Consider the following 18,686-nt stretch of genomic DNA (forward strand, 5'->3'; position numbering starts at 1 on the left):
TCTCAAAGGAGCTTCAGTTTGGTGGTGCGCGAAACGACCGCGACCGCTACGAGAATGATAAGGCCCTTCACGATGCTCTGGATGTATGTGTCCATGCCGATGAGGTTGAGGCCGTTATTAATGACACCGATAAAGAGTGCGCCGAAGAATGTGCCTGCGATTGTTGCCGTGCCCGGACGAAACATGGTCATTCCGATGAACACCGTGGCAAGGCCGTCGAGCAGATAACGCTCGCCCGCATTGGGTTGCCCTGAGCCAAGACGAGCCGCAAGAAGTGCACCGGCAACCGCTGCAAAAATCGAGCAGACGACAAGGGCGGCAGCACGATAGAAGCGACCATTAACGCCCGAAAGCTCTGCTGCTTTGAGGTTACCGCCAACTGCATAAATGTATCGGCCGAACACGGTGCGTTCCATCAGGAACCAGGCGAAGAGGACCACAATCACCATGGCGTAAGCGAGCACCGGAATTCCGAACAATTGTCCCTGACCGAGCCAGAGATAATTTGCCGGAAGACCACCATAGATTGCCCGCCCGCCAGTCATCAGAAAGTTGATACCATAGAGGATGGAGCCGATGGCAAGTGTTGCAATTAGCGACGGCACGCCGACAAACGTGACCAGAATTGCGTTAACGGACCCCACCACCAGACCAGCACCAAGACCAGCAAGCAAAGCCACAGGCAACGGAAATCCAGCGACCAGCATGAGCGGAACCAGAATGCCTGCCATGCCGACCATGTAGCCAACCGATAGATCCATTTCACGAGCTGCAAAACCGAAAGTCAGTCCGGCTCCAACAATCGTCAGCATCGATATCTGCTGGATGATATTGAGCAGATTGTTTGTCGTCAGAAAGCGGTCAACAGTCAGCGAAAAGCCCGCAAACAAAAGAAAAAGCACGAAAAGCGTACTATATTTAAGCAGCCATTCGCCTTTGAGCTTTTTACCAAAGCTTTGGGCATGGCGGGATGATTGCGGCGAAACCGCTGAAGATCGGGCATTCATGGGGTAACTCCTGCCATTGCGGCAATAAACTTCGCTTCGGAAAATGCTCCGCGACCAATCTGAGGCCCGGGACTGCCATTCACGAAGGGGATGACGCGGTCTGCCACGTCAGCGATTTCCAGAAGATCGGACGATGTGACGAGGATAGCGACACCCTTGTCGGCAAGCCTGCGCATCTGTGCATGAATTTCGCGCTTGGCGCCGATATCGACACCTTCGGTTGGCTCGATGAAGATCATCAGACGGTAGTGATCATCAGCGCCATAAAGCCACTTACCGATTGAAACTTTTTGTTTGTTGCCGCCGCTCAGGTCCTTCACGAACTGGCTGCGTGAATGTGCTTTGACGTTCATAAGCTGCATTGTTCGGTCGGCTTCATTTGCCTCGCGACGCATGGACAATATGCCTGTGCCACCAAACGCCGCGTGAGACGGATGCACCATTGCGAGGTTTTCGCGAACGTCCCAATCGCCGATCAACGAGTTCTCCATGCGGTGATCCGGCACAAGTGCCACACCTTTTTTCTGCATGGTTCGCGCATCGACTTTGCTGAGCACTTCGCCTTGAAAGCGGCATGTTCCGGAAGTCAGACCGCTCGCAGCATAAAGTGAACGGGCGAAACCGAAATGCCCTGCCCCCGTCAGACCGATAAGTCCGACGATCTCCCCCGCACGGATGATAAAATGATCGGCACTGACACCACCGGCCTGCCAGTCACTGACCTCCAGAACCACCGGTCCGAGGTTGCGGGTATTTTGAGTATCCTGTTCAGCTGCATCCTTGCCGCCTGAGCGCTGAAGCATCAGGTCGATCAATTGCGCTTCACTTGAATCGTCAGCCTGAAGCGTTGCGATATGCCTGCCATCCCGCAGAACGGTAATACGGTCGCTCAGCGCTTTGATTTCAGACAGGAAGTGGCTGATCAGGACAATACCAATGCCTTGTTGTGGCAAGGTTTTGATGATCTGCCAAAGGCTCTCTTTTTCGCGAGCAGGCAATGTTGCCGTCGGTTCGTCGAGAATGAGCAGCCGCACATTGCCGCGCAGTGCGCGGATAATTTCGATAATTTTCTGATCTGCCATCGGCAGCATATCGACCTGCTCATCAAGGTCGATGGAAACTTGAGGAAACCAGCGCTTCAGAAGTGCTTCTGCGCGGGCGACAAGCTTTTTCTTGTCGATGACGCCAAGTCCCATGCGTGGTTCATCGCCAAGCAGAATGTTCTGTGCGCCCGTCAGGCCGGGAACGAGGCTGCCTTCCTGAGAGACATGCGCAATGCCTTTGCGTAGCGCGTCACCGGCACTGCTAAGCTTCACCTCTGCCCCATCGATGGTGATATTGCCAGAAGTCGGGCTTTTGCTGCCGCCAAGGATGCTGACCAACGTGGTCTTCCCGGCGCCATTTTCTCCGATCAAGCCATGCACCTCATCAAACCGGAATTCTGCGCTGACCTGATCGAGTGCCAGCGTACCGGGATAGGACATGACGATCTGCGAAAGGCTCACGGCCATCGAAGAACTCCCGTGGATTAAATTTCGAGTTTAAGAAAAAGAGGCCGGAACGCGGAACGAACACGTCCCGGCCAGTTGCAGGCATGGGTGCCTATTTCTTCGGGAGGAAGTCCTTGCAGTTCTGCTTTGTTACGAGCGGCGCATCGAGATAGACGGTTTTAGAAGGAATGACCGTTGCGGCATCTTCCTTCTTGACCACAATGCTTTCGATCCATTCTCCGGTTTGAGCACCCATCTTTTCAAAAGGCTGGGAAACCGTTGCAATCATCAGGCTGTCTGGCTTGCAGACTTCCTCGATTGCCTGCGGATGACCGTCAATACCGATGACTTTCACATTCTTAAGGCCGGCCGCTGTAAGCGAATTGATAGCGGCCTGTGCCGGTTCATCCCACGGCGCCCATACGGCGTTGATCTCTTCACCAAAGCGCGAAGCATAGTCCTGCATGGTGCTGGTGGTATCTTCGAAGAAGGCCGTGTAGTCGATATTGTGTTCGGCGATGACCTTAATTTCAGGATATTCCTTCAGCACCGTCGCCATAACATCGCCCCGTTTGCGGGTGCCGTGATGCTCTGCCATACGCAGGAAAATAAGATTGCCTTTTCCGCTCATCTCGTTGAGCAGATAAGGAGACACTGAGGCGGACATGGCCCAGTTGTTGGTTGTCACATCAACAAGCACGCCATCTACCTGACCGCTATCGATTGCAAAAACCGGAATTTTAGCGGCAACGGCAGCGTCAATAGCTGCGCGTGATGCACGCAGATCCGACATGCTGACGATGATGGCATCCACACCACGCGATGCAGCGTCCTGAATATTGGAGGCCGTGCGCTCGCCAGAGCCACCACTGTCAAGAACACTGATGTTCCAATCCTTGGCTGTTTCCTTGAGCCATGCATCAAAGCCCGCCTTCGCACGCTGTTCAGATTGCGCAGCAGCATTGGAATGAACCCAGGCAACATTCGTCGCTGATGCACTTGCCGTACCCATCAGCACGGCTAAAGCTGCAACTGCGATAGATTTCTTGAAAAATCCCGATCCCATTTTTTCCTCCCAGAAGCGGCGTGGTTGGCTCCACTATCCAGCTTCAAATTGTTAAACTTCCGCACCAAGGGTCAACAATGTCATCATGTTTGATGTCGCATCTGACCCAGACGCTTTCAGCGAAAGCCACGCACGCCCCGCGTTGCCCTCCTGCTCCTCCAAAACTGTCGCAACGCAGTCGTCAGACTCTGCTCCTCCAGAGAAAGACGTCCTCATCCCGCGATCACTTCAGTCCCGCATTCCAATTGACCCGGTCGCTCTTTCGCGCTCTTGTCCCTCGGAATATTTGATATTAAGCGTCGACAAATTACAAATGTCAAATAGAAATACATTTGTAATTTCGAAGCGGCTATTTGAGTGAGGGACCAATGAGTGAATCTGAAGACGGCCTGATGGTGCGCGTGGCGTGGCTCTATTACGTTGGAGGATTCAACCAGGAGGCGACCGCATCCAGACTGGGGCTAACACGGGCACGCGTGAACAAGATACTGGGTGAAGCCCGCGAAAGTGGCCTTGTCAGCATTTCAATCGATCACCAGAATGCGGGTACATTGCCAGTCGAAAACGAACTGATGCAGCGCTATGGATTGAATTTTTGTGTGTCTACGCCGCCATTTGGCTTCGACGCTGCAGACGACACAGCGTCGGAAATCCGCAAACAGGTTTCGTTCAGAGCTGTTGGTGTTGCAGCTGCTACTTACCTTAAAAATTTTCTGGCAGACAATCAGGAGGCGACCGTCGGCACAGGTTGGGGACGAACCATTGAACAGATGACACTGCAACTAGCAGGTGTGCGCGCGCCACAAGCGCGGTTCATTTCGGTCATGGGGTCACTGACGGCAAACTCGGCTTACAATCCATTTGAGGTTGTGCACATGTTAGCCCGCCGCACAGGTGGGCAAGGCTTTTTCCTGCCAGTTCCCTTCATCGCCGATTCTGCGGAAGATCGAAAAGTGCTGATCTCCCAACGTTCCGTTGCCCGGGCATTGGAAATCGCTCGTACCGTGTCTGTGTGTTTCATCAGTGCAGGTGAGTTGACCGAAGATTCACTGCTGCGCCGTCAGAACATGCTCAGCAAATCCGAACTTGAAAGCCTGCGCGCGGCCGGCGCGATTGGTGACACTAACGGTATCTTCTTTGACCGGGAAGGACGCCAGATCGATCATGAAATGAACCAGCGCACCATAGCACTAGGTTTTGAAGAATTACAGAAAGTTCAGGTTGTCCTGCTCATCGCCGGTCAGGAAAAGGCAGCGGCAGCAAAAGCGCTGTTAAAAAGTGGCATCGTCAACGGTCTCATTATAGATGGCGATGCTGCCGATGCGCTTTTGGCGCTCTCATAAGCCATGCTGGGGGCTATGCGCCGATACATGAGAATTCCGCTATCGGCGCAACATTGCAAGTCAATCGAACTCTTTTTTGATTTTATCGTGAGCCATAACGGCATCACGAAAGCGGCCAATAGAGAAATCGCCGACTGGTGTCTCTGAACCTCCATGCAGGATCATCTCGGCCAGAACTGCACCCACACCCGGCGCAATCTGGAACCCATGCCCACAACAGCCAAAGGCATGAAACAGCCCTTGCGTTGTAGCGCTTGGACCGATGATCGGGATCATGTCCGGCAGATAGCCTTCCATGCCTGACCATACCCGGATGACCTGCGCATCGCTCAGCACTGGTGCAACTTCTGCGAGGCTCCGCATTCCAGCAAGAGTTTTCAGTGGCGGCACCACAGTGCGTTGATGCCTGAGATCACTGGCCGTGCGCGGATAACCGGCAACAATGACATTGCCGCGTGCAATCTGCCGAAAAATCACATTTCCAGCCACAGCCTGTATCGATGGTCGAATAAAATAAGGCAGAGGCTCGGTCACAAACTGCGGAGGTCCGGCGGAAAAAAGCGGTGTCTCCTCATCAAATTGCTGCGCAAAGGCACCGCCCCAGGCACCGGCTGCATTGACAATCTGGGCTGATCTGAACGTGCCGTGCGATCGAGTTTCAGCAACAAACCCGTTATGCGTTGTCTTTGCGCTCAAGACTTCGCAATTCTCAATGAGTTCGGCTCCATGTGCTTTTGCCGCACGCATAACTGCTGGTGTAGCAAGGCGGGGATTGGCCGTTGCATCGCGGGCTGAATAAGTGCCTGCGACAATCTTAGCGCTCAGATAAGGGTAACGCCTGCGTATTTCTGCGCCGTCCAGGTCCTCTATCTCCAGGCCAAACTGACGGGAAGTGCTGGCGTACGCTTCAAGTTTGGCCGTCTCCTCATCATTATAAGCGAGATAAATGTGACCGGAGCGATCAAACTCACACCGATCACCGACGAGCTGATCGAGTTGTTCCCATAATTCCTGCGAACGCATGGACAGTGGATATTGCCGCACATCGCGCCCCTGCAAACGCAAATTGCCGAAATTGGCACCGCTCGACTGCGCTCCCACATACCCCTTTTCGAGAACCGTCACACGATGTCCGGCTCGCGCCAGAAAAAGGGCTGTAAACGCGCCATTCAATCCGCCGCCTATGATCAGCGTTTGTGTTTCTCTTACCGATGTCATGAATAAACAACCCGCACAGCACCAACATTCAGCGGTTTGACCGGAGCTTGCGCACGCAACCGTCCGACATCCTCAATCGAACGTCCACTTGCGTGCGACGTAATTTCTGCAAGTGCGAGAGCGCAGAAGCGTCCCTGACAACGCCCCATGCCGCAGCGTGTAATGGCTTTCACCCGGTTCACTTCAACAGGGCCAACTTCTTTGGCTATGCTCTGCCTGATTTCGCCAGCTGAAACGCCTTCGCAGCGGCAAACGATGGTCTCATCGCTGATTGCAGACACATTATCGACGGGCCAGCGGAATATCCTGGCAAGATTGCGCTGGAAAGCCCGATACTGGCCCACGGCATCACTGGTTCGGCATTTTGCTTGTTGCAATTCGGCCCTCGCGACTTGCGGCATCATCACGCTTGCATCAACGGCAATGTCTTCAATCATCGCAAGCGCTGCCAGCTTTCCGCTTTGAATTGCACAATCGGCCCCACCGATTGAAGCGCCATCGCCCGCCAGATAAACCCCTTCAGCGCCGCGACCATCCCGATCAGTCACAGGCAACCACTGACGGAAATCACTATCAAACTGAAATTGGCAACCAGCGAGTTCTGCAAGCTGGGTTTCGGCACGGAGCCCATATCCCAGAGCAACTGCATCACAATCGAGCGTCTGGATGCGACCTTTCCGATCACGGAAGACAAGGCTTTCAACGTGAGTTTCGCCTTGAACCTCTTCGAGCACCACACCACTATGAATTGGAATTCCCGCACTCTTCAACTCGGCCATATAGCGCGCACCTTGCCACGCCGTTCTGAAGCTGTGTCGCAGGCCGGGCAAGGCGCTGAGTTTCGCGCGAAACGGTGTCGTATCCAGCACCACAATGTTTTTTGCGCCCAGCCGATGATACTGTAACGCGGCCAGCAGCAAAAGCGGCGAGCTGCCTGCAAACACCACCTTTCGGCCGATGAAACTGCCCTGATCTTTTAAGGCAACCTGCGACCCACCGAGCGAATAAACTCCCGGCAGGGTCCAGCCCTTAAACGGCATGATCTTGTCAGTTGCACCAGTCGCAATAATGACGTGCGAATAAGGTAGCTCATCCACTTCGCCAGCGCTTTCTACGAAGGCCGTACCTTCATAAAGCGACCAGACGGTTGTCCGCGGGCGGTAATCAATTTGGCCGATCAGCGCATCGGCATTCCCATGAAAATTCCGATACTTCGCTTCTTCATTCCTGTATAATTTTCGAGGTTCAAAACCCATCTGCGGGTTGAGCCGGCGCAGGCCCTGTCCGCCAGGAAACGCAGCCTCACTGAGCATAACAGGCTTCACAACCTGCCCTGTCAGGTGTTCAATCAACTTCGCATTATCGACAATCGTTTGGGCCGCGCTGACGCCCGCAGGACCTGATCCGATGATAAGTGGATGGATCATGACTGGCCCCAGGCTTCAAAACGGCTCAGCAAGTTCATGCCCTGATGTAAGGCGGTTGAGCACGAACGAAGACGTTTTCCCTCTGAGGTCCACACCCAGCAATCCTGACAGGCGGCCATAAAGCAAAATCCCGCACGCGGCATTCCGTCAAATTCCGAATAGCGCAACACATGGCCGCTGTGCAGAAGAGCCGCAAGAACCGACTGCCCCTCAAATCCCTGAAATTCAACGCCGTCAAAAGTAAAAGTCAGAGGTTTACCCGTCGGCGCTACCGCGGCAACGAGCTGCCCTTTTGCAGGCGTGGCATTCATCAGATTTTCCCACTTGATTATTGCAATGCAATATTTGTTATTTTTATACAAACATTCCGTATGGCAACAATCCTGTCAACGGTGTTTTTAAAAACTGCGACAGAGTGGGCTATCGTCTGGTGCTACGACTTCAGCTGCGGTGATGATTCACGCCTTTGAAATGGTTCGTGACGCCGCAATCACGTAAGGACTGAAACGCGAAACAATATCCTCTCGTGAATACCGCGCCAGCGATGCTGCGATGTTGATTGCAGCAATGGGCCGCCCGTTCGGTCCGGCAATCGCGGAGGCAATCGACCCGTCGCCGTGATAGACCTGCTCGAAAGCCGTGGCATAACCGTCTTCGCGAAAGCGACGAATATTATCCATGATCACTTTCGGATCGATTATCGTATTGGCGTTGAAGCTACGGAAATGCGTCTGATCGAGAATCGCCTGCGCTTCGTCTTCGGGTAAGCGCGAGAGAATCGCCAGTCCTGGAGCTGTGCAATAGGAAGGCATTCGTGTGCCGATGATAACGTCGGTATTCAGCACATGACGGCTCAGAAACCGCGACACAAATACAATCTCGGTCCCGTCGGGTACTGTAAGATTGATCGTTTCTTCAGTTTCCTTGCTCAGATGCTGCAAATAGGGCATCGCACGATCAATCAACTTGTTCGCCCGAACATAGTGAAAGCCCAGATCCAGCGTCTTTGCCGTCAACTCGAACTGGCGCGTAACTGGGTCTTTCGCGAGGAATCCGAGCTTCATCAGCGTATGCGTAAAGCGCTGCGCCGCACTCATATCGAGGTCGGTCAGGCTAACGATCTGGGAGAGGCTGAGCGTCGACTGATCCGAGTTGAAAGCCCCCAGAACGCGGAAAGCCTTTTCCACAGACCGCACCATAAGCGCGTCACCACGACCAGAGTTCTCGCCGCTCACATCTGCTGAATCTTCCGGCGATTTCGATTGCTTTTCTTTTGTCAAATCCACTGGTTCTTTCATTGCCACGCCCTGATCCGAGAGCGATTTCCCGCCTATCTATACACAAACAAACTAGTGGATTGAATTTGACGTTTGAATCCCGACGGAAACACCTGCTGCTTCAAACGTCAAATTCGCAAAATCCACTAAATTCATACTGTTGCTAGTGGTCTTTTGATTCCGACATTTGCCGACGCTTGTATCCGAGTGATGCAAATGTCGGAATCAGACCACTAGCCTTGAAACTGCTGCGCCTTGTCCCCGCTTCGTGATGCCATTTCCATAAATTACTAAAACAGCCTTGACAAACTGCAATTACAAAATTCAAAATACAATAACAGTTATTGCATTACAATAGTCAATGGGAACACATAGATGTCTGAGTTCATCCTCACCTCACTTAAAAATTCGGTACTCACGATTACGTTGAACCGACCAGAAGTGATGAATGCGTGGAACGCTGCGATGCGCAATCAGCTGATCGAAGCCTTTCAGGCCGCAGAAGAAAATACGGCTGTGAAGGCTGTAATTCTGACCGGAGCTGGAGATCGCGCCTTCGGTGCTGGCCAGGATCTGAACGAAACCAAGACATTCGATGCCGACCGCGCTGAAGTGTGGATCGGAGAGTGGGAAAAGCTCTACACACGGATCAGAACTCTATCCAAGCCGATCATCGCAGCACTCAACGGTGTTGCCGCCGGTTCTGCATTTCAGGTCGCTCTTCTTTGCGATATCCGCATTGCTCATGCGGACGTTCGCATCGGCCAGCCGGAAATCAATTCCGGCATTCCGACAACCACTGGTTCGTGGATCATGCGTGAAATGATCGGGTTCGCCCGTACGGTGGATCTGGTTCTCACGGGTCGTTTGCTCGATTCAAACGAAGCGCATCAGATTGGCCTCATCAACACCATCGTTCCACAGGATCAGGTTCATGCTGCTGCGCAGGCACTGGGCGAAGAACTAGCCGGCAAGCCGCCTGTCGCAATGCGTCTTAACCGTCAGCGTTTCTATGAAATGACCGAACCGAGCCTGCAGGATGCGCTTTCCGCAGGCGTACGTATTCAGCGCGAAGCTTACGCAACAGGCGAACCTGCCCGCATGATGGAAGCATTTTTTGCTGCCCGTCAGGCCCGCAAGGCATCCTGATTTTTAACTGTATCAAAGGCTGCGGGATGTGGCGAAGGCTATATCCCGCACTTATAAGATCGGCACACCGATCAGAATTAAAACTGCTTAGGCAGGGGAACCCCTTCAGAACACCAGAACGTTTTGAAAGAATAATAAAGGGAGCATCATGACTACGAAATCACCATTCACGCTGACCCGCCGCACTTTGCTTGCAGGCGCCACCGCAGTACTTGCAACACCCGCTATTCTCCGCCCTGCTTACGCTCAGACAACACTGACGCTGGCTGATCCGGGCGGCCCGTTTAACAGCGCTTTCCGCAAAGCATTTTATGATCCGTTTGAAAAAGAAACTGGCATCAAGATCGTTAATGTTGCTCGTGAAGCCGAGCCAACGGCACAATTCAAGTCCATCGTTGAAACGCAGAGCTACATCTGGGATTTGAGCACACTGACGCTTTCAGCGCGTAAAATCCTATCGGAATCCGGCCTGCTGGAACCGACTGGCATTACCAAGGATCAGGTGCCGGACATTATGCCAGAAGCCGTCTTCGACGATTTTCTGGGCATCACGATCTATTGCCACATCTTTGCGACCCGCACGGACCTGTTGAAAGATAATATTCCGCAAAGCTGGACCGACTACTGGAATGTTGAAAAATTCCCCGGACGCCGTTCCTTGCGCAAGAACCCAATTGACACACTTGAGCAGGCACTGCTTGCCGATGGGGTTCCGCTCGCAGAGCTTTATCCGCTGGACGTTGATCGCGCCTTTGCCAGCCTTGACAAGATCAAGGATCACATCTCGGTCTGGTGGACAGGCGGCGCACAGTCTACACAGCTGCTGCAGAGTGGCGAAGTTGCAATGATCAGCGGCTGGAACGCTCGTCTGCAATCGGCGATCGACGGCAATGTACCAGCAGAAATTCACTGGGATCAGGGGCTTTACTCGATCGAAGGATGGGCCATTCCAAAAGGAAATCCGCGCGCGGATCAGGCCCGCGAGTTCATCAGGTTCTGTTCCCGCGCAGAACAGCAGGCTCTGTTTACCGAAGAGCTCGCTTACGGACCCACCAACAAGAAGGCTTACGACTTCATCCCGGCTGAGCGCGCGAGAATTCTGCCTACTGCTCCACAGAACATCAGCAAAATGCGCCTTGCGGATGAAGACTGGTGGAGCGCCAACCGCGCCGAAATGACCGAGCGGTTCAATAGCTGGCTGCTGTTTTAAGACTGGCTTACATACGCTTCCAGACAAACACACTGCCCTGCTTTCACGCCAAACGTGGAAGCAGCCCGCAAAATGTTTGTCTGCATCCTCCCCGACGACCATTACACTAATTTGCGCTGCTATCAGCGTATCAGGGTTCCCACATGAATGCAGAAACACCACAAGAAAACCCGAAGATGCTGATTAAGGGACTGGGCAAAGAGTATGGCAGTGTCACTGCTCTCGAACCCAGCAACCTGACCGTCCACACTGGTGAGTTCGTCACCCTTCTCGGGCCTTCCGGTTCGGGGAAAACGACACTTTTGCAGATGATCTCCGGGCTGGTGGAACCTACCCACGGCCAGCTGTGGGTTGATGGGAAAAACTACACCCACACGGCGGTGAACAAACGCGACATGGGTTTGGTGTTTCAGCATTATGCGCTGTTTCCACACATGACGGTCAGTGAGAACATTGCCTTTCCGCTGAAAATGCGTGGTACGAACTCAAAGGAAGTCAGCGCTCGTGTTTCGGAAACACTGGCCAAGGTGCAGCTCGAAAAATTTGCGTCACGCTTTCCACGTGAGCTTTCAGGTGGACAACAGCAGCGCGTGGCTCTCGCCCGTTGCTTTGTCTATCGCCCGCAAATCATTTTGATGGACGAACCGCTTGGTGCATTGGACAAGAACCTGCGCGAGCATATGCAGTTTGAAATCAAGCGCCTGCATCGCGAGTTTGGCACCACTGTCATCTACGTAACCCACGACCAGGAAGAGGCGCTCGTTCTGTCTGATCGCATCTGCCTGATGAACCATGCCAGGATCGAACAGCTTGGTACACCTAGACAGATTTACAGCGAGCCGGACACCGTGTTTGCGGCAAAGTTTATCGGGATGTCCAATATTCTTGGCGGTAAAATTGCTGGACTGTCCGGCGATCACGCCCTTGTTGATACTCAACAAGGCCAATTCCCGGTTCTCAACAAGCACAAGCTTCCAGTGGGCAGCGATGCGCATATCGTACTGCGCCCTGAACAGATGAAACAGGGCCTCAACGAAAGCGCGAATGTCAGCACCATCACCGGAACTGTTTCCGAAGTCATCTATGTCGGTTCCGATACGCGCCTTCTAGTCACGCTGAAGGACGGCGAGACAATAATCGTCCTTCATGATGGCGTAAGCACCATGCCCTCTGCAGGTGATCCGATCACCTATCACTGGCACAATCAGCAAGCGGTGTTGGTGGCATGAATACAGCAACAAACCCGTCCCGCCTGCCCGCCTTTATGAAATCAGGCCCATTCAAATTCGGTCCTTTATGGCTGGCGCTTCCGGCTATCGCCTTTCTATGCATCTTCTTTCTCGTGCCCGTGTTCCGGCTTCTCGCGCTGAGTGTTCAGGACACCAGCGGAACCCTGACAACAGCTCATTATGCACGTCTGATCGACACGGAAGTGTATTGGCGCATTCTGAGCATCACATTTCGTATTGCTGCACTGACGGCCCTGTTTTCTCTATTGCTGGGATATCCGCTCGCTTATTGGCTGTCGGGCCTGAAAGAAAGCCGTCGCAACCAGATGCTTCTGCTGGTGCTCGTTCCCTTCTGGACAAGCTATCTCGTCAAGACATTCTCGTGGATGCTGCTGCTGGGCAATGATGGTATTCTGAACCGGCTCCTCAGCGGTGCCGGCATCATCGATACGCCACTACCATTGATGTATAACGAGTTCGGCGTGATCGTCGGTATGGTTCATGCCATGATGCCGCTGGCTGTCCTCACCATGATGCCAGTGATGGCTGGTATCGACCGCAGGCTCGGTCAGGCGGCAGGCACTCTTGGTGCCGGCAACTCACATCGGTTCTGGATGGTCTATTTCCCTCTGTCAATTCCGGGCATGGCGGCTGGTGGATTGCTCACCTTCATCACCTCGCTCGGCTTTTTTATCGTACCGGCATTTCTCGGCGGACGTCAGCAAACAATGCTGGCTCAGCTGATCATCGTTCAGGTGCAGGAACTGGTGAACTGGGCCTTTGCGGGCGTTCTCGCTACGATGCTTTTGGTCACAGCCCTGCTTGCCTGCTGGATTTATAATCACCTCTTCGGCCTGTCCTCGCTCTCGTCGGGTGCAGGCACACGTGACGCCTCGTCAGACGGCATTCTCCGCCGCTGGGGTCTTGTGTTTCTCGAAAAGCTTGCAAGCGTAACGGCAATTTTCAGCGATCATCTGCCATCGCGCATGCGTATACTTCCGGCCTATGTCACGGCAGTGGTGGTGTTTCTGATTGCACCGACATTGCTGGTTATCCCGATTGCATTCACGAGCTCCAACTTCCTTGAATTCCCACCTCCGGGCTACAGCCTCCGCTGGTTTGAGACCTATTTCAACTCACCGATCTGGACGTCAGCCACTGTGCGATCCTTCGGTGTCGCCTTCGTCACAGCCATTCTCGCAACGCTTATCGGTGGATTTGCAGCGCTTGCAGTTGCTCGTTCCCGCTCGCGCTGGAGTGGGCTGATCTTCGCTTTCATGCTGGCACCGATGATCGTTCCTCGCATCGTCATCGCCGTGGGCCTGTTCTATCTTTTCGCGCAGATTGGTTTGGTCGCGACCAACACAGGTCTGGTGATTGGTCACACGGTTCTGTCAATTCCTTTCACTTTCGTTGCGATTGCAGCCGTATTGAAGAGCTATGACTGGCGGCTTGATCAGGCGGCCTTGTCCCTGGGAGCCGGTCGCTTCCAGACATTGCGGCTTATCACCGTCCCACTGATCAGCGGTGGCATCGTCTCAGCATTTCTGTTCGCCTTCGTCACATCATTTGACGAACTGACCATTGCGATCTTCGTAAGTGGTGGACTGAAATCAACGCTGCCGAAACAGATGTGGGACGATATGATCCTGCAACTCAACCCGACGCTGGCAGCCGTTTCCGTTGTGGTGCTGACCATCGTGACCGTCGTCCTGCTATTGGCAGACAAGTTCAAGCGGAGCTGATCCAGGCAAGCTTCTGACCAGACACTCACCATTTCCTCCCGATTGCTGGCCTGACTGACAGGCCAGCAATGTGAGATAGGCTCATCCAAATTTACAGGTTTAAACACCATGCCGACCTCCCACACCTTCATCGATCTATTGCTGGAAAAGGCTGCAAACACACCTGATAAGCTGTTTGCCCGGCACCCCACAGGCGATATCAGCTTTGCGAGATTGGAGAACGCATCTGCGATACACGCGCAAAAGCTACGCGAAAACGGCATCGGCCCAAAAGATCGCGTTGCTGTCATGATGCGCAACAGCCCCGCAGCGCTGGCAGTCATTTATGCGGTTACGCGTTCCGGCGCGACATGGATTCCTGTCAACACTGCGCTCAAAGGTGCGGGGCTTGAATATATAATAAGCCATAGCCAACCGGCACTGATTGTTGCGGACAACGAATATTGCTCGGTCATTGCCGATTGCGGCGCAGCACAATTGCCCGCCATTATCGAAATCGACAGCCCGGCAATGCCAGCATATGAAGCAAGCGTGCAGTTTGAAGCGGTTCTCCCCACTGCCGACGATATTGCAGCGATCATGTATACATCCGGCACAACCGGTCCGGCAAAAGGCGTACTGGTGACACATCGGATGTTGCGTCTCGCGGCAGAAGCCGTTGCAGTTTGTTCGGATGCCAAGGACGATGACGACTTTTATATGTGGGAGCCATTCTTCCATATTGGCGGCGCGCAGGTGTTGCTTCTGCCGCTTGTACGCAACGTCACCCTCACCATTTCTGATCGTTTCAGCGCCAGTCGCTTCTGGGATGAACTGCGACAGGCAGGCTCAACCCATATCCACCATCTCGGCGGCATCATCCAGATTCTCCTAAAGCAACCACCGTCGGAAAAAGATCATGATCACAACGTGCGCATTGCATGGGGCGGTGGTTGCGCGACGGAAGTCTGGCGGGCTTTTGAAGAACGTTTCGGCATTCAAATCCGCGAATGTTACGGCATGACGGAGGCATCAAGCCTCACCACCTTCAATGATAGCGGTATCGTCGGATCTGTAGGCCGCCCTGTGCCTTGGTTCACCGTCAAACTCGTCGATGAACATGGCGCTGTCGTTACAGAGGGAAAAGGCGAGATCGTCGTAACCACCTCAATCGAAGGCGCTATTTTCCCCGGTTATTATCGCAATCCGGAAGCCACTTCCAAAGCTTTACGTGCAGATGGTTTTTTCACAGGCGATCTGGGGTCATGGGGCGAAGACAGCAATCTCTTCTTCCATGGCCGCATGACGGACAGCGTACGCTGCAAAGGCGAAAATGTTTCGGCCTGGGAAGTTGAGCATGTCGCTGCGGATCATCCCGATGTGGAGGATTGCGCAATGATCGGTGTTGCAGCCGAGATTGGCGAGCAGGACATCAAGCTTTTCGTACAACCCAAAATCGGCAGTGCACCCAAAGCTGGTGCCCTGAACGACTGGCTGAAAAGCCGTCTCGCCCACTATCAGCTGCCGCGTTACATCGCGTTTGTCGATACGTTTGAACGCACACCAAGCCAGCGCATCATGAAGCACAAGCTGCCCAAGTCCCATGATGATTGCTGGGACCGGCTTAATCAAGAATAAGGAGGAACAAGCCCATGACTTCAGTCGAAAACAACCCGAAGACTGACATTCTTATTTCCGGTACAGGTGCCTTTTCCGGTCGCATTGCGCTTGATCTTGCAGCCACCTCTGATGAGGCTTTGCATGTGGTGATTGCTGGCCGCAACCGCGATCGTCTCAGCTGGCTGAAAACTGCGTGTAATGCGCGTGCTTCCATGTTCAGCAAACCAATCACTTTCGACACCTATGAAATCGATCTGGTGAAAGCAGGCGCAACCGATCAGCTGATTGCAGACACAAAGCCAACCATAGCTGTGCAGGGCGCATCGATACAAACTTCCAGCGTCATTTCGGATACCGGCAACCAATGGACTGCCTTGGTCGCTGAAGGTGGCCTTTCAGCCACCGCGGTGTTTCAAGCGCTTATTTCAAGCCGTATGGCGCGATCGATCAGCAAGCTTTCGCCTGAAACTGCGCTCATCAATTGTGGCTTTCCAGACGTTGTGAACGGCATGATTACGGCGATGGGTTATAAAGTGCTGAGCGGTACCGGCAATGTCGCCATTCTCTCCAATGTCTTTGCTGGCGCTAAAGGCATCACAGATCAAAAACGCATGCAGGTCATTGCGCATTATCAAAACCTGGCCGCGTGGCGCAGACCAGCGTCAGAACGTGCCGGCATGCGCGCTTGCAGGGTGTTTATAGATGGCAAGGAAATCGCAGAGGTCTTCAAGGAGTTTGAAGATGTGAAGCTGACAACCGAACCGGCAATCGAAATTTCAGGTGCAAGCGGCGTCACGCTGATGGCTGCTTATGCGGCCAACAAATCATGGACAGGCCATGTCCCGGGACCAAATGGTTTACCGGGTGGATATCCTGTTAAACTGGAAAACAGAGCACTGCATCTCAACCTGCCCGAAAGTGTCAGTGAGCAGGAAGCAATTGACTGGAACTCGTCTTTTGAAGAGGAAAAAGGGCTGATTATCAAGGGTGGTCGTGCAGAATATACCGGCGCTCTGAAAGCAGCCCTTGCACGGCATGGCTTCCGCTATGCGAATGGCTTCGATATCGCTGATCTGGAGGAAGTTTGCGCGGATATGCTGAAATTGCGCGATACACTCAGCCTACAAAGCTGCTGAATCTTGAACAGCATTGAAAGCACCTGATCCTGCCAAAGCCAGTGTCATGTGCTTTCATCGCACCAATAATCCACGCAGGATCGTATCAGTAATCGTCTTTGCAGCCAGATCATAATCGGATTCTTTGAGCTGACTGATATCCAGCGCGTCACACGCCAGCGCTTCAAATTCGACATAAAACTGCGTTGCAGACCAAAGAAGAATGAACAAATGACGCGCATCCACAGGCTCGATTTTGCCTGCAGCAGCCCATATTTCAATGACGCCCGCCTTTTCGGAAGTAACTCGTCGCATGTGTTCCCGGGCTTCAACCGAGAGATGCTCGGCACCCTGTAAAATCTCGTTGGCAAAGAGGCGCGTCTCAGCCGCATTCTGCCATGCATGACTAAGCTTTGCACGAACATAGGCCGCTATTGCATCAGCAGGCTCACGATCAACCGAGATATGCCGAAACGCATCGTCCCAACTGTGAATCAGCCTGTCGATTGCAGCGTTGTAAATCTCTTCCTTAGACGAAAAATAATAATAGACATTGCCTTTCGGTAGACCCGAAGCTTTCGCAATTTCAACGATGCGTGCTCCATCAAGACCCTTGCGAGAAAAAATCTCAACAGCAGCGGTTAGGATCTTGAGTATGTTGCGTGCTCTGATCGGCTCATCCGAGGCGGCCTGGTTTGCAGGCTCCATTTCAACCGATCTGCTTTGCTCTGCCATTGGTTATCCCATTATTTTTAAACATCTTTTCCCGGATCATTTGTTCCGGACATCAATGCGCATTCATCTACAGGCCTGCCAAAACAACTGTATGAGGCCTTGAGAATCGAAACACCAATAAAAAAGAAGTTGACAATATGGTCAACTTCTTTTCATAAAAAGCTGACAAAACGGTCAGGTTCCTGAAAACCACCTGATGACCGCCACCTTGGGGAGGGTGCAAATGGCTATGCTGTTACGGGCTGCAATGGAGGAGTTTCTGTCAGATTGGTCAGCCGATCTGAAGGAGCCATGGCGCGATCTGCTCGGACATGTTGCGCTCGATTTCGAAGGAATCGCGTCGGAACTGGAACTCGAAGTCTGGGAACCGATCTTTCCCGTTCGTCGTGGAAAACATTTCCCCGGCATGCCTGTCGGAACCCATTGCTTGCGCGCTTTCGACGGGATTTCTCCAGACGACGTGACTTGCGTGGTTCTTGGTCAGGACCCCTATCCTGAGCCGGGCTTTGCTACCGGACGCGCTTTTGAAGCGGGAAACCTTGCGGGTTGGAACGAACTCAACAAGATGTTTTCCAAAAGCATTCGCGCCTACACGCAGCAGATCGTCGCCGCACGCACGGGTGATCTGTCTTATGCGCGTGATTTCAGCGACTGGCCAAAAACACTGGCTGCGATAGAAAATGGCGCGGTAGCGCTCGAACATCCATCCGATATAGCCGATCGCTGGGTGTCCGAAGGAGCCCTGCTCCTCAATGCTTCACTCACACTCACGCGCTTCAAAGTCGACATCGACCCTCATCAATCGCAAGGTCACCTCGTTCTTTGGAGGCCTTTGATCGTGGAAACATTGCGAACCCTTGCATCACGCGGAAAGCCGCTGGTGTTTCTGGGGTTTGGCGATGCAGCCGCACAGGCACTCGCACTGGCAGGTATTGACGAAACGGTTGGCGGACATCTGCGCTGCGTTCTGCGCGATCATCCTGCACGCGCTGACGAAGTACTCGCCCGTCCCAATCCATTCATACTTTGTAACGATTTTCTGGAGGAGATGGGCGCTCAACCCATCGCTTGGTAAC

General features: G+C 53.3%; 16 protein-coding genes. 8 read left to right on the plus strand and 8 right to left on the minus strand.

Features of this window, described 5'->3' with window-relative positions:
- Positions 1-2: 2 nt before the first annotated feature.
- The 3 genes from CEV32_RS06765 to CEV32_RS06775 all read right to left on the minus strand — a co-directional run bounded on the left by CEV32_RS06765 (position 3) and on the right by CEV32_RS06775 (position 3,563).
- Positions 3-1,007 (minus strand): ABC transporter permease, encoded by a 1,005-nt coding sequence (locus CEV32_RS06765; protein WP_094575507.1) that lies wholly within the window; start codon positions 1,005-1,007, stop codon positions 3-5.
- A complete protein-coding gene (locus CEV32_RS06770) occupies positions 1,004-2,518 on the minus strand; it encodes a sugar ABC transporter ATP-binding protein (protein ID WP_094575509.1) in 1,515 nt (504 codons plus the stop codon). The genes CEV32_RS06765 and CEV32_RS06770 overlap by 4 nt, the downstream gene beginning before the upstream one ends.
- 91 nt (positions 2,519-2,609) lie before the next feature.
- Positions 2,610-3,563: a sugar ABC transporter substrate-binding protein gene (locus CEV32_RS06775; protein ID WP_094575511.1), complete on the minus strand. Its 954-nt coding sequence runs from the start codon at positions 3,561-3,563 to the stop codon at positions 2,610-2,612.
- Positions 3,564-3,931: 368 nt separating this feature from the next.
- On the opposite strand from CEV32_RS06775, the gene CEV32_RS06780 reads away from it, so the two are divergent.
- A complete protein-coding gene (locus CEV32_RS06780; RefSeq protein WP_094575513.1) occupies positions 3,932-4,906 on the plus strand; it encodes a sugar-binding transcriptional regulator in 975 nt (324 codons plus the stop codon).
- Between the two features lie 60 nt (positions 4,907-4,966).
- On the opposite strand, the gene CEV32_RS06785 is transcribed toward CEV32_RS06780, so the two are convergent.
- From CEV32_RS06785 to CEV32_RS06800, 4 genes are all read right to left on the minus strand, one after another.
- The gene (locus tag CEV32_RS06785) at positions 4,967-6,124 is read right to left on the minus strand and encodes an NAD(P)/FAD-dependent oxidoreductase (RefSeq protein WP_094575515.1); all 1,158 of its coding nucleotides are present in this window, start codon (positions 6,122-6,124) and stop codon (positions 4,967-4,969) included.
- Positions 6,121-7,551: an FAD/NAD(P)-dependent oxidoreductase gene (locus CEV32_RS06790; protein ID WP_094575517.1), complete on the minus strand. Its 1,431-nt coding sequence runs from the start codon at positions 7,549-7,551 to the stop codon at positions 6,121-6,123. The genes CEV32_RS06785 and CEV32_RS06790 overlap by 4 nt, the downstream gene beginning before the upstream one ends.
- Entirely contained in the window at positions 7,548-7,862 is a 315-nt protein-coding gene (locus tag CEV32_RS06795) for a (2Fe-2S)-binding protein (protein ID WP_094575519.1), read from the minus strand. Before CEV32_RS06795 ends, CEV32_RS06790 begins: the two co-directional genes overlap by 4 nt.
- A gap of 147 nt (positions 7,863-8,009) precedes the next feature.
- Positions 8,010-8,849, minus strand: coding sequence for an IclR family transcriptional regulator (locus CEV32_RS06800; protein WP_235818750.1), 840 nt, complete (start codon positions 8,847-8,849; stop codon positions 8,010-8,012).
- 354 nt (positions 8,850-9,203) lie between these two features.
- On the opposite strand from CEV32_RS06800, the gene CEV32_RS06805 reads away from it, so the two are divergent.
- The 6 genes from CEV32_RS06805 to CEV32_RS06830 all read left to right on the plus strand — a co-directional run bounded on the left by CEV32_RS06805 (position 9,204) and on the right by CEV32_RS06830 (position 16,896).
- The gene (locus tag CEV32_RS06805; RefSeq protein ID WP_094575521.1) at positions 9,204-9,977 is read left to right on the plus strand and encodes an enoyl-CoA hydratase/isomerase family protein; all 774 of its coding nucleotides are present in this window, start codon (positions 9,204-9,206) and stop codon (positions 9,975-9,977) included.
- Positions 9,978-10,125: 148 nt separating this feature from the next.
- A complete protein-coding gene (locus CEV32_RS06810) occupies positions 10,126-11,187 on the plus strand; it encodes an ABC transporter substrate-binding protein (protein WP_094575523.1) in 1,062 nt (353 codons plus the stop codon).
- Between the two features lie 143 nt (positions 11,188-11,330).
- Positions 11,331-12,416: an ABC transporter ATP-binding protein gene (locus tag CEV32_RS06815; RefSeq protein WP_094575525.1), complete on the plus strand. Its 1,086-nt coding sequence runs from the start codon at positions 11,331-11,333 to the stop codon at positions 12,414-12,416.
- A complete protein-coding gene (locus tag CEV32_RS06820; RefSeq protein ID WP_094575527.1) occupies positions 12,413-14,161 on the plus strand; it encodes an ABC transporter permease subunit in 1,749 nt (582 codons plus the stop codon). The genes CEV32_RS06815 and CEV32_RS06820 overlap by 4 nt, the downstream gene beginning before the upstream one ends.
- A gap of 108 nt (positions 14,162-14,269) precedes the next feature.
- Positions 14,270-15,778: a class I adenylate-forming enzyme family protein gene (locus tag CEV32_RS06825; protein ID WP_094575529.1), complete on the plus strand. Its 1,509-nt coding sequence runs from the start codon at positions 14,270-14,272 to the stop codon at positions 15,776-15,778.
- 14 nt (positions 15,779-15,792) lie between these two features.
- On the plus strand, positions 15,793-16,896 hold the full coding sequence (locus CEV32_RS06830; protein ID WP_094575531.1) for a hypothetical protein: 1,104 nt from the start codon (positions 15,793-15,795) through the stop codon (positions 16,894-16,896).
- Between the two features lie 54 nt (positions 16,897-16,950).
- On the opposite strand, the gene CEV32_RS06835 is transcribed toward CEV32_RS06830, so the two are convergent.
- Positions 16,951-17,610, minus strand: coding sequence for a TetR/AcrR family transcriptional regulator (locus CEV32_RS06835; protein ID WP_235818751.1), 660 nt, complete (start codon positions 17,608-17,610; stop codon positions 16,951-16,953).
- Positions 17,611-17,833: 223 nt separating this feature from the next.
- Here CEV32_RS06835 and CEV32_RS06840 point away from each other — a divergent pair, with 223 nt between their 5' ends.
- A complete protein-coding gene (locus CEV32_RS06840; protein ID WP_235818752.1) occupies positions 17,834-18,685 on the plus strand; it encodes a uracil-DNA glycosylase family protein in 852 nt (283 codons plus the stop codon).
- The last annotated feature ends 1 nt before the right edge of the window (position 18,686 follow it).

The organism is Brucella rhizosphaerae (genome assembly GCF_002252475.1).
Lineage (GTDB): Bacteria > Pseudomonadota > Alphaproteobacteria > Rhizobiales > Rhizobiaceae > Brucella > Brucella rhizosphaerae.

Bases quoted from the DNA above. Each gene is read 5' to 3' on its own strand.
- CEV32_RS06765 (WP_094575507.1), bottom strand. From the start codon at position 1,007: ATGAATGCCCGATCTTCAGCGGTTTCGCCGCAATCATCCCGCCATGCC.
- CEV32_RS06770 (WP_094575509.1), bottom strand. From the start codon at position 2,518: ATGGCCGTGAGCCTTTCGCAGATCGTCATGTCCTATCCCGGTACGCTG.
- CEV32_RS06775 (WP_094575511.1), bottom strand. From the start codon at position 3,563: ATGGGATCGGGATTTTTCAAGAAATCTATCGCAGTTGCAGCTTTAGCC.
- CEV32_RS06780 (WP_094575513.1), top strand. From the start codon at position 3,932: ATGAGTGAATCTGAAGACGGCCTGATGGTGCGCGTGGCGTGGCTCTAT.
- CEV32_RS06785 (WP_094575515.1), bottom strand. From the start codon at position 6,124: ATGACATCGGTAAGAGAAACACAAACGCTGATCATAGGCGGCGGATTG.
- CEV32_RS06790 (WP_094575517.1), bottom strand. From the start codon at position 7,551: ATGATCCATCCACTTATCATCGGATCAGGTCCTGCGGGCGTCAGCGCG.
- CEV32_RS06795 (WP_094575519.1), bottom strand. From the start codon at position 7,862: ATGAATGCCACGCCTGCAAAAGGGCAGCTCGTTGCCGCGGTAGCGCCG.
- CEV32_RS06800 (WP_235818750.1), bottom strand. From the start codon at position 8,849: ATGAAAGAACCAGTGGATTTGACAAAAGAAAAGCAATCGAAATCGCCG.
- CEV32_RS06805 (WP_094575521.1), top strand. From the start codon at position 9,204: ATGTCTGAGTTCATCCTCACCTCACTTAAAAATTCGGTACTCACGATT.
- CEV32_RS06810 (WP_094575523.1), top strand. From the start codon at position 10,126: ATGACTACGAAATCACCATTCACGCTGACCCGCCGCACTTTGCTTGCA.
- CEV32_RS06815 (WP_094575525.1), top strand. From the start codon at position 11,331: ATGAATGCAGAAACACCACAAGAAAACCCGAAGATGCTGATTAAGGGA.
- CEV32_RS06820 (WP_094575527.1), top strand. From the start codon at position 12,413: ATGAATACAGCAACAAACCCGTCCCGCCTGCCCGCCTTTATGAAATCA.
- CEV32_RS06825 (WP_094575529.1), top strand. From the start codon at position 14,270: ATGCCGACCTCCCACACCTTCATCGATCTATTGCTGGAAAAGGCTGCA.
- CEV32_RS06830 (WP_094575531.1), top strand. From the start codon at position 15,793: ATGACTTCAGTCGAAAACAACCCGAAGACTGACATTCTTATTTCCGGT.
- CEV32_RS06835 (WP_235818751.1), bottom strand. From the start codon at position 17,610: ATGGCAGAGCAAAGCAGATCGGTTGAAATGGAGCCTGCAAACCAGGCC.
- CEV32_RS06840 (WP_235818752.1), top strand. From the start codon at position 17,834: ATGGCTATGCTGTTACGGGCTGCAATGGAGGAGTTTCTGTCAGATTGG.